The organism is Streptomyces spongiae (genome assembly GCF_009377185.1).
GTDB lineage: Bacteria > Actinomycetota > Actinomycetes > Streptomycetales > Streptomycetaceae > Streptomyces > Streptomyces spongiae.
This window is the reverse complement of sequence record NZ_VJZC01000191.1, coordinates 1-15,974: the sequence shown is the minus strand read 5'-3', so window position 1 is coordinate 15,974 and position 15,974 is coordinate 1. Positions and strand designations below refer to the sequence as shown.

General features: G+C 70.6%; 13 protein-coding genes. 3 read left to right on the top strand and 10 right to left on the bottom strand.

What is annotated here, in order from left to right; genetic code table 11:
- Together FNH08_RS24300 and FNH08_RS24295 are read right to left on the bottom strand one after the other, a co-directional pair.
- On the bottom strand, window positions 1–1,049 hold a 1,049-nt coding region (locus FNH08_RS24300; RefSeq protein ID WP_228034311.1), incomplete at its 3' end, for a PucR family transcriptional regulator ligand-binding domain-containing protein.
- 148 nt (window positions 1,050–1,197) lie between these two features.
- Window positions 1,198–3,609 (bottom strand): type IV secretory system conjugative DNA transfer family protein, encoded by a 2,412-nt coding sequence (locus tag FNH08_RS24295; RefSeq protein WP_152773668.1) that lies wholly within the window; start codon window positions 3,607–3,609, stop codon window positions 1,198–1,200.
- A gap of 309 nt (window positions 3,610–3,918) precedes the next feature.
- Between FNH08_RS24295 and gabT the strand changes: the two genes are divergently transcribed.
- Together gabT and FNH08_RS24285 are read left to right on the top strand one after the other, a co-directional pair.
- Window positions 3,919–5,253 carry a 4-aminobutyrate--2-oxoglutarate transaminase gene (gene gabT / locus FNH08_RS24290; RefSeq protein ID WP_152773667.1) on the top strand — a complete coding sequence of 445 codons (1,335 nt, stop codon included), beginning with the start codon at window positions 3,919–3,921 and terminating at the stop codon, window positions 5,251–5,253.
- A 291-nt stretch (window positions 5,254–5,544) separates the two neighbouring features.
- The gene (locus FNH08_RS24285) at window positions 5,545–6,342 is read left to right on the top strand and encodes a phosphatase PAP2 family protein (protein ID WP_322725250.1); all 798 of its coding nucleotides are present in this window, start codon (window positions 5,545–5,547) and stop codon (window positions 6,340–6,342) included.
- Between the two features lie 71 nt (window positions 6,343–6,413).
- On the opposite strand, the gene FNH08_RS24280 is transcribed toward FNH08_RS24285, so the two are convergent.
- From FNH08_RS24280 to FNH08_RS24250, 7 genes are all read right to left on the bottom strand, one after another.
- Complete coding sequence (locus tag FNH08_RS24280; protein WP_152773665.1) at window positions 6,414–6,866, bottom strand: hypothetical protein; 453 nt, start codon at window positions 6,864–6,866, stop codon at window positions 6,414–6,416.
- A 222-nt stretch (window positions 6,867–7,088) separates the two neighbouring features.
- Window positions 7,089–8,516, bottom strand: coding sequence for an NAD(P)/FAD-dependent oxidoreductase (locus tag FNH08_RS24275; RefSeq protein WP_152773664.1), 1,428 nt, complete (start codon window positions 8,514–8,516; stop codon window positions 7,089–7,091).
- Between the two features lie 29 nt (window positions 8,517–8,545).
- Window positions 8,546–9,346 carry an ABC transporter permease gene (locus tag FNH08_RS24270; protein ID WP_152773663.1) on the bottom strand — a complete coding sequence of 267 codons (801 nt, stop codon included), beginning with the start codon at window positions 9,344–9,346 and terminating at the stop codon, window positions 8,546–8,548.
- Window positions 9,347–10,309, bottom strand: coding sequence for an ABC transporter permease (locus FNH08_RS24265; protein WP_152773662.1), 963 nt, complete (start codon window positions 10,307–10,309; stop codon window positions 9,347–9,349). It abuts the gene before it with no gap.
- A complete protein-coding gene (locus FNH08_RS24260; RefSeq protein WP_152773661.1) occupies window positions 10,309–11,463 on the bottom strand; it encodes an ABC transporter ATP-binding protein in 1,155 nt (384 codons plus the stop codon). Before FNH08_RS24260 ends, FNH08_RS24265 begins: the two co-directional genes overlap by 1 nt.
- Window positions 11,464–11,527: 64 nt before the next feature.
- The gene (locus FNH08_RS24255; RefSeq protein ID WP_152773660.1) at window positions 11,528–12,775 is read right to left on the bottom strand and encodes a polyamine ABC transporter substrate-binding protein; all 1,248 of its coding nucleotides are present in this window, start codon (window positions 12,773–12,775) and stop codon (window positions 11,528–11,530) included.
- A gap of 52 nt (window positions 12,776–12,827) precedes the next feature.
- On the bottom strand, window positions 12,828–14,369 hold the full coding sequence (locus tag FNH08_RS24250; protein WP_152773659.1) for a gamma-aminobutyraldehyde dehydrogenase: 1,542 nt from the start codon (window positions 14,367–14,369) through the stop codon (window positions 12,828–12,830).
- 213 nt (window positions 14,370–14,582) lie between these two features.
- Here FNH08_RS24250 and FNH08_RS24245 point away from each other — a divergent pair, with 213 nt between their 5' ends.
- On the top strand, window positions 14,583–15,134 hold the full coding sequence (locus tag FNH08_RS24245) for an NADAR family protein (protein ID WP_194238586.1): 552 nt from the start codon (window positions 14,583–14,585) through the stop codon (window positions 15,132–15,134).
- Here FNH08_RS24245 and FNH08_RS52170 read toward each other — a convergent pair.
- The coding region (locus FNH08_RS52170) for a DUF4190 domain-containing protein (protein ID WP_228034310.1) at window positions 15,131–15,974 on the bottom strand (844 nt) is incomplete at its 5' end. The two genes, FNH08_RS24245 and FNH08_RS52170, sit on opposite strands and share 4 nt — an antisense overlap.

Here is a 15,974-nt window from a genome sequence, read left to right as displayed (position 1 = left end):
GCCAACTGCCCGAGCGGGGCGCCGTCGGCGTCGGGCGGCAGGGGCTTGCCGGTCACCAGGGACGCATCGGCGCCGAAGGGCTGCGAGACGGAGGACGACTCCGCCAGGATCATCCGGAACGGAGCGTCCAGCAGTTCCCCGTACAGATCCCCGGCCACGGCCCGCGCATGGTCCGGCTCCCCGGCCAGCAGCATGCGCAGCACGGCGGCCCCGATCCGCTGCTCGGCCGCGTGCAACGACCTCGACCGCGCCGTAGTCAGCGTCAGCAGCGCTATGGCCGAGTGCAGGGCGTACCGCTCGGCGGTCCCCAGCGCGGCGGCAGTCCCCACGGCGAGCGCGGCCCGGGACCGGCGCCCGGTCCCGAGGGAGTGCAGCTCGACCCGGTCGGCGCCACCGCCGCCGTCACCGTCCTCACCTCCGACCACCGCGCTCGCCGGCGCGGGCCGCTCCCGCAGCCGCTCGACGTCCGCGGTGAGCCGGGTGGCCCGCCGCCCGGCCCACTCGGGCGCGGTCGCCACCACGGCGCCCGAGGCGTCGTACAGCGCGGCCCACCCGTCGACCTGCGAGGCGAGCGCGGCGAGCAGGCCCTCGGGCGCGTCGTTCAGCGCCTGCTTGGTGAGTTCGCGCTGTGCCGCGAACCCCGCGGTCACGGCCTGGTACTGGTCGGCGGCTATCGCGGCGGAGACCGCCTTGCTGATGGCGAGGAACGGTGTGCGCCGCGGCACCTCCAGCAGCGGCAGCCCCTCGCTCTCGGCCGCGTCGACGAGCGCCTCGGGCACCTGCTCGTAGTTCACCCCGACGGCGAACCCGAGTCCGACGACCCCGGCCCCCACCAGCCGCTTCACATACCGCCGCATCGCCTCGGGGTCCTCCGCGTCCAGCTTGAGCGCGGTGATCAGCAGCAGCTCCCCGCCCTCCATGTACGGCACGGGGTCGGCGAGCTCGCTCACATGGGCCCAGCGGACGGGTACGTCCAGCCGGTCCGCGCCGGCGCGCACGGTCAGCTTGAGCGCGGAGTGGTGGACGAGCGAGACGAGGGTGGGGGGCATGAGGCCTTCAGGTGTTCACAGAATCTTCGACAGAATCTTCGTTACCACGGACAGGTCCCTCAATGATCACAAGCAATGATCACAAAGGGTGTGATCTTTTGTCCGCGTTGTATGAACACCCTATGCCGACTCGGCCGGTCCGTACCGGTCAGCTCCCCAGCTCCACCAGCAGCGGCGGCGCGTGCTCCCCCTTCACGTCCGTCAGCGACAGCACCGCGTGCCCCGGCGGCACCGAGTGCGCCAGCTCGGACGCGGACCACCGCTCCCGCTCGACCTGCCGCACGGTCACCGCGTCCGTGGTCACCGCCTTGCCCGTCACCAGCTTGCGCAGGGCGTGCATGGCCCGGGTCATGGGCTGGTCGGCGAAGACCGTGTGCTTGGCGACCTCCGTCGTCTCCACCCACTCGGTGCCCCAGGCCTGCGCGAACCGGCTGCCGTCCCAGGTGGTGACGCCGGAGAACGCCATACGGCAGCCGACGGCACCGTAGAGCGGACCGTGCAGCGCCTCGGGAACGTCCCCCACGCTCCGCAGGGCCAGCAGCACGCCCGCGTTCTGCGACCGCAGCCGCTGGATGCAGCGCACCGACTCAGGTGTGACCGTCCCGGTCGCGTCGTCCAGGACCAGGCCGACGAAGTGGTCGCGCCTGCCTTCCCGTACGACCGCGTGGAACTGCGCGAGCACCAGCCGGGTGATCAGCCGGGCGGCCTCCTCGTGGCCCCGCTCGGGGAGGTCGATACGGACGCGGAGGGGGTGGTGGGCGACGGCGCGCAGGGAGAAGGCGCGGTGGGCGCTGCCGCCGCCGAAGAACTCCGCGAACACCGGCCGGGTCAGCAGCGCCAGCCGGTCGGCGAGGGCGCGGGCCGGGTCGCCCGGCGCTCCCGCCTGCCGGATGCGCGCGTCCAGTTCACGGCGCATGACCTCGTCCCCGGCGAGCGCCTCCCGCAGCGCGGTAAGCGCGTCCGGCTCGCCCTCCAGGAGTTCGCGCAGCTCCGGCAGGGTGGGGAAGCGGTTGTGCACGGCACGGTAGGGGCCGAGCAGTTGGGCGAGCGCGGTGACGGCGCTCCGCCCGCCGTCCGCGTCGAGGTCGCCGACCAGAGCCTCCGCGAGGATCGCGGCCGCCTCGTCGGGATCCTCGGACTCCGCGTACGGGTCCAGGTCGTGGATCGACGCCGGGTCCCCGATCCGTACGATCACGTCGAACGCGGAGTCGGAACCGAGCGGGCTCCCGGCGGCCGACACCGCGACGACCGCGCACCGCCCGGTGAGCGCCTGGAGTGTCAGTGCCTCGGTCACCGGCTCGATCAGGGTCCGGCTCTTGCCCGAGCCGGACGGGCCGACCGCGAGCAGCGAGGTGCCGAGCACGTCCGGGCCGAGGGCGGCGCCCGCGTCGTGGAAGGGGAGCGGCACACGCTCCGCGGCCACCCACCGGCCGATGCGCACCTGGCCCGCGAGGAGGTCGTGCCGCGCGGTACGGCCGGGCAGGTCGCGGGCGCCGGAGGGGTGCGTCCAGGCGGCGCCCGCCTGACGCAGGACGGTGTCCCGGAAATCCGCCTGCCCGCCGTCGCGCCGGGCCGCGGCCCACGCACGCGTGACGCGCGCACAGTCGACGTCGTTCATACGATCGGCCGCGACCTCGGCGGTCAGCAGCTCGGCCGCCTCCTGCTGGCCGGCGTCCCGCAGCTCGGGCCAATGGGCACGGGGGCGCCGCACGGCCTTCGTGGTGGCGGGGGTCGCGGCGGCGCGGCGGGCGCCGAGTCGTTCCTTCGCGTACGGCCACCAGCCGCCGACGCGGGCGAAGGGCCAGACGACCAGGACCATGACGGCCCCGTGGAGCGTGTACACGAAGAGAGCTGACAGGTCGTAACTGTTGAAGATCAGCACGGCCAGGGAGTCCAACGGCGCGACGATCGGCAGCGGATCCCAGCCGACGCCCGGGAAGGAATCGGGGAAGACGAGGCTGAGTGCCGCGAGGGCCAGGAGGGCGGAGAGCAGAGCACGCAGGGGCTGGGGCTTGCGGCCGATGACATGGCGGAGGATGGCGGGCCAGCTGCCCAGTCGGCTCAAGGCCAAGGTGAGGAGAAGGAAGAAGGCACCGTCGTAGACCACCAGCGCGTGCAGGCCCGGTTCCTTCACGGCTTGGTCGTCGAACCTCCTGGGCCACAGCGAGGCGGGCTGCCACCAGTCGTTCGGCGTGAACAGCCGCAGGACGGAGTGCTGGTACGGGAGGGCACCGCGTACCCAGAAGGACCACACCACCAGTGCCACGAGGAGCGGGATCAGCGCGCCGGCGATGGTCACCAGAGCCAACCGCTCCGGTTCCTTCCTGTCGGTCGGGGGGCGGTAGCCGTACCGCCAGATGCCGGGCCGGGTGGCCGGCCGTGCCGCGTTGAGCCAGTCGGCGGTGGTCGACGAGGGCGCTGGAGCCTGCTCCGGCGCGGGCGGCACCCCTGGTGGCTGCCTCGGCCGCGGCGGCACCGCAGAGCGCTCCTGCGGCCCCGCCGGACGCGGTACGGGGTTCGCGTGCGTACCCCGGGCGTCCTGCGTCCCGTCGCTGTCCATCGCCCTTGCCCCCTGACCAGCCGTTCCGTCCACCATCAGCGAGTCAATCTAACTCCCTCGCCTGGGGAGTTCACCGTTTACGCGGCCGGGGTGCGCATCCGTGCCCCCCCTGCGCCTCTTAGTCCACCACGGACAACCGGACGCGCCGACAACGCCCACATGGAGCATGCCCAGCCCCGCTCCCCCGTCCTAGCCTGCGAGAAAGGAAGGCAAGCGTCCGAAAACGCCGCCGCGCGTCGGAGCGGACCACCGAACATCGCCGAAACAACGCAGAACACCGCCGTACGCAAGACCATCAGGGAGCCCCTCATGACCGCAGTTCCGCAGGAGCGCCGCGTCGTCACCGCCATCCCCGGCCCGAAGTCGCAGGAGTTGCAGGCCCGTCGCACCGCCGCGGTCGCGCAGGGCGTGGGCTCCGTGCTGCCCGTGTTCACGGCGCGGGCGGGCGGCGGCATCATCGAGGACGTCGACGGCAACCGGCTCATCGACTTCGGCTCCGGCATCGCGGTGACGAGCGTCGGCGCCTCCGCCGAGGCCGTCGTACGCCGGGCCACCGCGCAGCTCGCCGACTTCACCCACACCTGTTTCATGGTCACGCCGTACGAGGGGTACGTGGAGGTCGCCGAGGCGCTCGCCGAGCTCACCCCGGGCGATCACGCCAAGAAGTCGGCCCTGTTCAACAGCGGCGCCGAGGCCGTGGAGAACGCCGTCAAGATCGCGCGCTCCTACACCGGGCGCCAGGCGGTCGTCGTGTTCGACCACGGCTACCACGGCCGGACGAACCTCACCATGGCGCTGACCTCGAAGAACATGCCGTACAAGCACGGTTTCGGCCCGTTCGCGCCCGAGGTGTACCGGATGCCGCTGGCGTACGGCTACCGCTGGCCGACCGGCCCGGAGAACGCGGGCCCGGAGGCCGCCGCGCAGGCGATCGACCAGATCACCAAGCAGATCGGCCCGGAGAACGTGGCCGCGATCATCATCGAGCCGGTGCTCGGCGAGGGCGGCTTCATCGAGCCGGCGAAGGGCTTCCTGCCGGCGCTCAGCGAGTTCGCCGGCGACCACGGCATCGTGTTCGTCGCGGACGAGATCCAGTCCGGCTTCTGCCGTACGGGCCAGTGGTTCGCCTGTGAGGACGAGGGCATCGTCCCGGACCTGATCACCACGGCGAAGGGCATCGCGGGCGGTCTGCCGCTCGCCGCCGTGACCGGTCGCGCCGAGATCATGGACGCCGCGCACGCCGGCGGCCTCGGCGGCACGTACGGCGGCAACCCCGTCGCCTGTGCGGGTGCGCTGGGCTCGATCGAGACGATGAGGGAACTCGATCTCAACGCCCGGGCGAAGGCGATCGAGGCGACCATGAAGTCCCGCCTGACCGCCATGGCCGAGAAGTTCGAGGTCATCGGGGACGTCCGCGGCCGGGGCGCCATGATCGCGATCGAGCTGGTCAAGGACCGGACCACCAAGGAGCCGAACCCGGAGGCGACCGCCGCGCTCGCCAAGGCCTGCCACCAGGAGGGCCTGCTGGTCCTGACCTGTGGCACCTACGGGAACGTGCTCCGTTTCCTGCCTCCGCTCGTCATCGGCGAGGACCTGCTGGGCGAGGGCCTCGACATCCTTGAGCAGGCGTTCACGCGCATCTGAGCCGCATCTGAGCCGCGTCTGTCGGCTTCTGAGCACGGGTGAGGTCTGTGTGCGCCCCGAGGAGCCTCCCAGCTCCATCCGGAATCCCTTCGACCACCCACATGCACCCCTGACGTCCCACGCTCCCCGTAACCGGAATCCCCGCCGGATTCCGGTGCGCGGTGACAAGGTTCAGAGGGAGTGAAGAACGTGTGCAAGGTGGCTGTGAGGACCCGATTCCGTCTGTCGCAGCCCTTACTCGTGTCGTAGGTTCTTAGCCAGATGAGAGATACACCCCGCCCACAGGGGACTGTGGGTGACACCGGGTCGAGGCCTCCCCAGCTTCGCCCTGGTCGTGCCCTCGCGCACACACTCGGAGCTTCCGGCTCCGGATCTCCTCACCGATCGGATGGCCGCTCGCCCCAAACCCCCCGGGGCGCGCGGCTCACCGGTCTGGACGGCGGCCCCGGAACAACCCCCCCTTTTCCGGGGTCGCCGACCTTCCTCCTTCTCCTCTCGGGCCTTCCGGCCCTCCTCTTCGCGCTGATCACCTGGCAGATCGCCGTCCACGGCCCTCTCGCCCGCGCGGACGAACGCCTCAGCGGCGATCTGGTCCACCGGGACGGCTTCTCGGACTTCCTGGCCGACCTCGGCAACGTCACGGTCGCCGTCCCCGTCCTGGCCGTAATCCTCGTGTACGTCGCTCTGCGCACACGCCGGGCCGGTACAGACCACTGGTGGGTGCCCTCCGTCGCCGCGGGCGTCCTGATGGCTCTCGTACCGGCACTGATCGTGCCGCTGAAGGAACTGATCGGCCGCCCGGGCCCACCGATCATGGGCCCCGGCACGGGCTACTACCCCTCGGGGCACACGGCCACCGCCTCCATCGCCTACGGAGGCGCGGTCCTCGTGCTGTGGCCCTGGCTGCGCGGCACGCGCCTGCGCGCCCCTGCCGTCCTCGTCGCCCTCGCGCTGAACCTCGGGGTCGCCGTCGGACTCGTCCGCAGCGGCTACCACTGGCCACTCGACGTGGTGGCCAGCTGGTGTCTGTGCGCGATGCTGCTGCTGTCTCTCCGGCTGTTCCTCGGCCGGAGCGGCCGTCGAGGCTGAGGGAGCAGGGAGCCTGGGGTCCGCGTCGGCCGCACGGGCGGCCGACGAGAGCAGGTCGGGCCGGCGTCGCCCTAGCGTTTCTCCTCCTGTGCCAGACCGGCCGCCGCCTCGTGCATGGCCAGTTCCAGCAGTGCCGGATCGGTGAGCGTGCCGGTGCCGTCCGGCGGGACCAGCCAGCGGACACCGCCGGTCTGCTGTCCGGGGTACGGCACCACGATCCATGTTCCGCGGCCGGCGGAGCGCACACCCGTGCCGAGCCACCGGCTCGCCGTGCCCGGGGGCACGAAGAAGCCCATGCGGTCGTCGCCGAAGTCGACGAGTACCGGCCCGGGCCGGTCGAGGCAACGGGTGAGCACGTCGAGCGTGGGATAGCCGAGCTCGCCCGGCAGGATCAGTACGTCCCAGGCCTTGCCGGCCGGGAGCAGGGCGACCCCGAGGGGGCTGCGCTCCCACTCCCAGCGGCAGGCGTCGGGATCGGGAGCAACGGATGCCAGCCATTCGGCTGCCGTCTTGGCCCCAGTCATGGCGTGGACTTCCTCTCTGTAGTTCCTCTCATGGACGCCGGTCGCGTCCATGAGCAGAGAGAGGGATTCCAGCAGTCATTACTCGGGTTCCGGCCGACTGTTGGTAGTGAACGGAGCATCGCGGGGGCGTGGGTTGTGCGCCGAGGGCTCACGGATGCCGCCGCGCGCCCGTACGCCCGCCGTGCTGATCAGCAAGTCGTGCCGGTCAGCAAGCCGCACTGGTCAGCTGTCGAAGCCCAGCCCGAGCCGGTCCATCGCCTTGAGCCACAGGTTGCGCCGTCCGCCGTGCGCGTCGGCGCGGGCCAGCGACCACCTGGTGAGGGCGATGCCGGTCCAGGCGAAGGGCTCGGGCGGGAAGGGCAGGGGCTTCTTGCGGACCATCTCCAGCTCGGTGCGCTCCGTGCGCTCCCCCGCCAGCAGGTCCAGCATCACGTCCGCGCCGAACCGGGTGGCACCCACGCCGAGCCCGGTGTAGCCCGCCGCGTACGCGACCCGGCCCTGGTGGGCCGTTCCGAAGAAGGCGGAGAAGCGGGAGCAGGTGTCGATCGCGCCGCCCCACGCGTGCGTGAAGCGGACGCCCTCCAGTTGCGGGAAGCAGGTGAAGAAGTGCCCGGCCAGCTTGGCGTACGTCTCCGGCCGGTCGTCGTACTCGGCGCGCACCCGGCCGCCGTACGGGTAGATCGCGTCGTACCCGCCCCACAGGACGCGGTTGTCGGCGCTGAGCCGGAAGTAGTGGAACTGGTTGGCGCTGTCGCCGAGTCCCTGCCGGTTCTCCCAGCCGACGGAGGCCAGCTGTGCGGCGGTGAGGGGCTCGGTCATCAGCGCGTAGTCGTAGACGGGGACGGTGTACGGGCGGACGCGCCGGACGAGGTTCGGGAAGATGTTCGTGCCGAGGGCGACCTGGCGGGCGCGGATGGTGCCGTACGGCGTGTGGACGGCCATGCCGGCGCCGTGCGGCTTCAGGCTGAGCGCGGGGGTGCGCTCGTGGACGCGGACGCCCAGGCCGACGCAGGCCCGCTTGAGTCCCCACGCGAGCTTGGCCGGGTGGAGCATGGCCACGCCCCGGCGGTCGTGGAGGCCGGCCAGGAATGTCGGTGAGTCGACTTGTTCCCGTACGGCCTCGGCGTCCAGGAACTCGATGCCGTCCGCGAGGCCGCGGCGCCCGGTCTCGGCGTGCCAGGCGCGCAGAGCGGCGGCCTGGTGGGGTTCGGTGGCGACGTCGATCTCGCCGGTGCGTTCGAAGTCGCAGTCCAGGGAGTAGCGGGCGACGGCGGCCTCGATCTCGTCGAGGTTGCGGGCGCCCAGCTCCTGGAGCTTGTGGATCTCGTCCGGCCAGCGGGTCAGGCCGTTGGCCAGGCCGTGGGTGAGCGAGGCGGCGCAGAAGCCGCCGTTGCGGCCGGAGGCGGCCCAGCCCGCCTCGCGGCCCTCGACGAGGACGACGTCCCGCCCGGGGTCGCGCTCCTTGGCCAGCAGCGCGGTCCACAGTCCGCTGTAGCCGCCGCCGACGACCAGCAGGTCACACGTCTCGGCGCCGGTGAGCGCGGGCTCGGGACGGGGCCTTGCGGGGTCGTCCAGCCAGTACGGGACCGGCTGGACCTCGGAGAGGGACTTCGTCCAGCGATTTCCACGGGTCATGGCGCTCGGGGCCATGATGTCAACTCCCTACAAGGGCTGAAGGATTACGCCTTCTGGCGTCTGCGGCGATTGCCGACGGCCATTCCGGCCAGGACGAACAGCACGGCGACGACGAACATGGCCGTACCGATGACGTTGATCTGAACGGGCGTTCCGCGCTGTGCCGAGCCCCAGACGAACATGGGGAACGTGACGGTCGAGCCCGCGGTGAAATTGGTGATGATGAAGTCGTCGAAGGAGAGCGCGAAGGCGAGCAGCGCGCCCGCGGCGATTCCGGGCGCCGCGATGGGCAGGGTGACCCGGACGAAGGTCTGGACGGGACCGGCGTACAGGTCCCGCGCGGCCTCCTCCAGTCTGGGGTCCATCGACATGACGCGCGCCTTGACGGCGACCACGACGAAGCTGAGGCAGAACATGATGTGGGCGATCAGGATCGTCCAGAACCCGAGCTGAGCGCCCAGGTTGAGGAACAGGGTCAGCAGGGACGCGGCCATCACGACCTCGGGCATCGCCATCGGCAGGAAGATCAGCGAGTTGACGGCGCCCCGGGCGCGGAAGCGGTAGCGCACGAGCGCGAAGGCGATCATCGTGCCGAGGACCGTGGCGCCGAGTGTCGCCCAGGCCGCGATCTGGAGGCTGATCCCGAGCGAGCCGCACAGATCGGCGACCCCGCACGGATCGGTCCAGGCGTCCGTGGAGAACTTCTGCCACGCGTAGTTGAAGCGGCCCTTCGGGTCGTTGAAGGAGAAGACCGTGACGACGACGTTCGGCAGGAGGAGGTATCCGAGCGTCAGCAGCCCCGCGATGACGACGAGGTGGCGCTTGAGCCGGCGTATGAAGGTCATTTAAACCAGATCCTCCGTCCCGGACTTCCGGATGTAGAGCGTGACCATGATGAGGATCGCGGCCATGAGGATGAAGGACAGTGCCGCGGCCGTCGGGTAGTCGAGGATCCGCAGGAACTGCGTCTGGATGACGTTGCCGACCATGCGGGTGTCCGTGGAGCCGAGCAGGTCGGCGTTCACGTAGTCGCCGCTCGCCGGGATGAAGGTGAGCAGCGTGCCCGAGACCACGCCGGGCATCGACAGCGGGAAGGTGACCTTGCGGAACGTCGTGAACGGTGTCGCGTACAGGTCGCCGGCCGCCTCGTGCAGCCGTCCGTCGATGCGTTCCAGGGACGTGTAGAGCGGCAGGATCATGAACGGCAGGAAGTTGTACGTCAGACCGCAGACCACCGCCAGTGGTGTGGCGAGGACGCGGTCCCCGGCGGTCATGCCGAGCCAGTTGGTGACGTCCAGGACGTGCAGCGCGTCGAGGGCGCCGACGACGGGTCCGCCGTCCGCGAGGATCGTCTTCCAGGCGAGGGTGCGGATCAGGAAGCTGGTGAAGAACGGCGCGATCACCAGGATCAGGATCAGGTTGCGCCAGCGGCCCGCCCGGAACGCGATCAGGTACGCCAGCGGATAGCCCAGCAGCAGGCACAGGATCGTCGCGGAGCCCGCGTACAGGACCGAGCGCAGGAACTGCGGCCAGTACTCGGACAGGGCGTCCCAGTAGGTCGCGAAGTGCCAGGTGACCTTGTAGCCCTCCTCCAGGGAGCCCGTCTGCACGGACGTGGAGGCCTGGTAGATCATCGGCAGCGCGAAGAAGACGATCAGCCAGAGGATGCCGGGCAGGAGCAGCCAGTACGGGACGAGGCGGCCGCGCCGGGGCTTCTTGGTCGGAGGCGTCGGAGACGTCGCAGCCGTCGGCGAGAGAGGCGATGGCGGCAACGGCGGTGGCGGATCGGTCTCGGTGAGGGTCGCCATCAGGCCACCTGCTCTTCTTCGACCGTCTCCACGCCCGCGTCGATGTCCTGGGCCGCGTCCAGCCCGAAGGTGTGGGCCGGGCTCCAGTGCAGGACGACCTCCGCGCCGGGGACGAGCCGGGGGTCGCGGTCGATGTTCTGGACGTAGACCTCGAACTCGGGGCAGACCGAGGCGTCGACGACGTACTGCGTGGAGACGCCGATGAAACTGCTCGCGGCGATCCTCCCGGTGATGCGGTTGCGGCCCACGGGGATGTCGCCGGCGTCGTCCGCGTGCGTGAGGGATATCTTCTCGGGCCGTACGCCGACCAGGACCCTGCCGCCGGTGGCGGTGGGAGCGGAACAGCGCGCTCCGGGCAGCGAGAGCTTTCCGTCGCCTGCCGTGAGGACGATGTCGTCGCCACTGGTGGAGTCGACCTCGGCCTCGATGAGGTTGGAGGTGCCGAGGAAGTTGGCGACGAACGTGGTGTGCGGGTTCTCGTAGAGGTCGGTGGGCGAGCCGAGCTGTTCCACGCGGCCCGCGCTCATCACGGCGACCGTGTCGGCCATCGTCATGGCCTCCTCCTGGTCGTGTGTGACGTGGATGAAGGTGATGCCGACCTCGGTCTGGATGCGCTTGAGCTCCAGCTGCATCTGGCGGCGCAGTTTGAGGTCGAGGGCGCCGAGGGGTTCGTCGAGGAGCAGCACCCTGGGCTGGTTGATCAGCGCGCGGGCGACGGCGACGCGCTGCTGCTGGCCGCCGGAGAGCTGGTGCGGCTTCTTGCGGGCCTGTTCGCCGAGCTGGACGAGCTCCAGCATCTCCTCGACCTGCTTCTTCACCGATCTGATGCCGCGCCGGCGCAGACCGAAGGCGACGTTCTCGAAGATGTCGAGGTGCGGGAAGAGCGCGTACGACTGGAAGACCGTGTTCACCGGCCGCTTGTACGGCGGGAGCGCCGTCACGTCCTGGTCGCCGAGGTGGACGGTACCGCTGGTGGGCTCCTCCAGGCCGGCGATCATGCGCAGGGTGGTGGTCTTGCCGCAGCCGGAGGCACCGAGCAGGGCGAAGAAGGAACCTTCCGGCACGGTGAGGTCGAGGGGGTGGACGGCGGTGAAGGAGCCGTACGTCTTGCTGATCCCGGAGAGGCGGACGTCGCCGCCGTGGTCTTTCGTCATGGTGTGGTCCCTGGGTATGGGGGTCGTCTGTGGTCCGGGTTGGTATGTCGCCCCCGCCGGAGGCTCACGCCCCGGTCAGCTTCGCGAACTTCTCCTCGTACGCCGTCTCCTCCTTACCGCTCAGCAGACGGAACGCGTGGGACTTGGCGGCCATGGCGGCGTCGGGAATGATCAGCGGGTTCTCCGCCGCGTCCTTGTCGATCTTCTCCAGCTCCGCCTTCACCCCGTCGACCGGGCAGACGTAGTTGATGTAGGCGGCGAGCTCGGCGGCCGGCCGAGGCTCGTAGTAGTAGTCCATGAGCCGCTCGGCGTTCGTCTTGTGACGCGCCTTGTTGGGGATCAGCATGTTGTCAGTCGACGTCAGGTAGCCGCTGTCGGGGATGACGAAGTCGACGTCGGGGCTGTCCGCCTTGAGCTGGACGACGTCACCGGCCCAGGCGATGCAGGCCGCGAAGTCGCCGCTGGTGAGGTCGGACGTGTAGTCGTTGCCCGTGAAGCGGCGGATCTGGCCCTTGTCGACCGCCTTCTGGAGACGGGCGATCGCCGCGTCGTAGTCGTCGTCCGTGAACGTCGCCGGGTCCTTGCCCATGTCGAGCAGCGTCATGCCGACGCTGTCGCGCATCTCGGACAGGAAGCCGACGCGTCCCTTGAGCCGGGGGTTGTCGAGCATGTCGGAGACGGACTTCACCTCGATGCCGTCGAGCGCCTTCTTGTTGTACGCGATGACGGTCGAGATGCCCTGCCACGGGTACGAGTAGGCGCGGCCCGGGTCCCAGTCGGGGCTGCGGAACTGGGCGGACAGGTTGGCGTACGCGTGCGGCAGGTTCGCCGGGTCCAGTTTCTGGACCCACCCGAGACGGATCAGTCGCCCGGCCAGCCAGTCGGTGAGGACGATGATGTCCCGGCCGGTGTCCTGACCGGCGGCGAGCTGCGGCTTGATCTTGCCGAAGAACTCGTTGTTGTCGTTGATGTCCTCGGTGTACTTGACCTTGATACCGGTCCGCTTCGTGAACTGGTCGAGCGTGGGGTGGTGCTTCTCGCTCTTGTCCACGTCCATGTACTCGGTCCAGTTGGAGAAGTCGACGACCTTCTCCTTCGCCGAGTGGTCCTCCGCGGAGACACCGCCCTGGCTCTTGCCCGCCGCGGGGATGCCGCAGGCGCTCAGCGTCCCGGCCCCGCCGACCACGAGCGCGCCCCCCGCGGAGGCGCGCAGCAGCGAGCGGCGGGGCAGGGAGGCCCGGCCGTCACGGAAGCTGCGCCGCATCGCGGCCAGTTGGGCCGGGGACAGCCGGTCGGGCTCGTTCTGTTCCATGCGCGTGGTTGCCCTCTCGGGAGGTGTCGCCGTGGTCGGCGGCAGGCGGTGTCTACGGCCGGTCCCCGAAGATCGTGCGGTGCCAGTCCTTCGCGGCGACCGCGGTGTTGTCGAACATGACGTGCTTGATCTGCGTGTACTCCTCGAACGAGTACGAGGACATGTCCTTGCCGAAGCCGGACGCCTTGTACCCGCCGTGGGGCATCTCGCTGAGGATCGGAATGTGGTCGTTGACCCATACGCAGCCCGCCTTGATCTCACGGGTCGCGCGGTTCGCCCGGTAGACGTCCCGGCTCCAGGCGGAGGCGGCGAGGCCGTACGGGGTGTCGTTGGCGAGCCGGATGCCCTCGTCGTCGCTGTCGAAGGGCAGCACGACGAGGACCGGCCCGAAGATCTCCGACTGGACGATCTCGCTGTCCTGGGCGGCGTCGGCGATGAGCGTGGGCCGGTAGTAGGCACCGTCCTTGAGCTCCCCCTGGGGAGCCTCGCCACCGGTCACCACGCGCGCGTACGCACGCGCCCGGTCGACGAAACCGGCCACCCGGTCGCGCTGGGCGTGCGAGATCAGCGGCCCGAGATCCGTGCCCGGTGCGAACGGGTCGCCGAGCCGGACGGTCTCCATGAGGGCGGCCGTCCGCGCGACGAACTCCTCGTAGAGGGGCCGTTGCACGTACGCGCGCGTGGCGGCCGTGCAGTCCTGCCCGGTGTTGATGAGCGCGCCCGCGACCGCGCCGTGCACGGCGGCTTCGAGATCGGCGTCGTCGAAGACGACGAAGGGGGCCTTGCCGCCGAGTTCCAGGTGGATCCGCTTGACGGTGGCGGTGGCGATCTCGGCGACGCGCCTGCCGACGGCGGTGGACCCGGTGAACGAGGTCATAGCCACGTCCGGGTGCGCCACGAGGTGCTCGCCGGCCTCCTTGCCGGTGCCGGTGACGATGTTGACGACACCTGCCGGGATGCCCGCCTCGGTGGCGGCCTCCGCGAAGAGGAGCGACGTGAACGGGGTGAGCTCGGCGGGCTTCAGGACGATCGTGTTGCCCGCGGCGATCGCCGGGAGGATCTTCCAGGCGGCCATCTGGAGCGGGTAGTTCCAGGGCGCGATGGAGCCGACCACACCGATGGGCTCACGGCGTACGTACGAGGTGTGGTCGCCGGAGTACTCGCCGGCGGACTGGCCCTGCAGGTGCCGGGCCGCCCCCGCGAAGAAGGCGGTGTTGTCGATGGTCCCCGGGACGTCGAACTCACGACTCAGCTTCAGCGGCTTGCCGCACTGGAGCGATTCGGCACGGGCGAATTCCTCGGCGCGGTCGGCGAGTACGGCGGCGAAGCGGTGCAGGGCGTCGGAACGCTCACCGGGAGTGGCGGCGGCCCAGCCCGGGAACGCCTCGCGGGCGGCGGCGACGGCGGCGTCCACGTCCTCGGTGCCGGCGAGTTCGTACGTGTACACCTCGGCGCCGGTGGCGGGGTCGACGACGGCGTGGGTACGGCCCGAGGTGCCCTTCGTGGGACGGCCCGCGATGAACTGCGCTCCGTCCGGGAAACGCTCCTGGGCGGGGAATCGGTCGTCCGGGGTGGCGGTGCCCGGGTTGCGCATGTGGCTCTCCTGGGTGTCCCTGGCTGAGGGCCGACGTGGCTCAAGCTCGATGTGAGTGCCGATCCTGACAGAGCACCCCCATCTCAACAAGTGATTCCGTTGTTGCCTTTTGGTTACGCAACGGAATCTGTCGACGGGGCGTCGAGTTGCCATGGAAAACACGGATGGATAACACGGGACGGATTGTCAGTGGGGCGTGCCAGACTCGTCGGCATGGGGAAGATCGATTCTTGGGACGTCCTGGTCGGGGAGGTCCGCGCGGGGGCGAGGGTCAGGTACCTGCACTTCTGGGGGCATCGGCCCCGGCACGACGGGCAGGTCGGCGCGAGCTGTCTGAGCCAGTGGTGGCCGTCGCCGTTCACGGTGGACGGGGTGGAGTACGCGACGGCGGAGCACTGGATGATGGCGTCGAAGGCCCGGCTGTTCGGCGACGCGGAGGCGGAGAAGAAGGCGGTCACGGCCGCGAACCCGGCACTCGCGAAGAAGGCCGGGCGGTTGGTGCGCGGCTTCGACGAGTCCATATGGGAGCGGGAGCGGTTCGGGATCGTCGTCGAGGGCAGCGTCCACAAGTTCGCCGCGCACGCGGACCTGCGGGAGTTCCTGCTGGGCACGGGTGACCGAGTGCTGGTGGAGGCCAGCCCGATGGACCGCGTGTGGGGCATCGGACTGGCCAAGGACGACGAGCGGGCCGCGGACCCCGAGCGGTGGCGGGGGCCGAACCTGCTGGGCTTCGCGCTGATGGAAGCGCGGGAGCGGCTCGCCTAGTCGGTGTGGCCCGCCACGAGTTGTGTGGAGACGGGTGACGTGGAGACGGGTGACGTGGAGACGGGTGACGTGGAGGCCGGCGCGGCGGAGTAGCCGTCGTCCGAGAATCCGTCGTCGTCCGAGATCGCGACATAGAAGACGACCGCGAGCACTCCCAGGACGATGCCGGCCACTCCGCAGATGATCCCGGCCAGGGCCTGGCCCGGATTCGTGGCCTCGCCCCGGCTCGCCTTGGCACGGCCGATCACACCGAAGATCACCGCGAGCACGCCCAGCACGATGGCCAGCGGCCACAGACAGAACCCGACGGCCGCGATGATCCCGAGGGTGAGCGAGGCGACCCCGATGCCGTTGCTCGGCACGGGCGGCATTCCGTGCCAGCCGTAGCCCGGGGCGCCGTGGTAGGGGGTGCCATGGTGCGGGGCGGCGTAGCCCGGGGCGCCGTGGTACGGGGCGAACTGGTCACCATGGGCCGGATAGCCCGGGTACTGGGGGTATCCGTACGGCACGTGGCCCGGGCCGTCGGGGCTGATGGGCGGCGGAGGGACGGGCTCACCGCGACCGGGATGCGCCACGGGCACGTCGGCGGCGGGTGGCGCGAAGGGCGCGTGACCTGTCGGCGGAGGAAAGGAGGCGTGGGGCTGGGACGAGGCGTAGGGGTTGGCCCACGGCTGGGGCTGGGCGTGCGGAGCCGCCGGAGCGCCGGGGGCCGACGGTATCGGGGTGGCCCCCGGAGGCCCGTACGTGACCGGCTGCTGGTCGTACGCGGAGGACGCGGAGAACGGCACCGGAGGCGTGCCGGCCGAGGAGACCGTGTCCGCGGGCGGCGCCCAGGGGTTC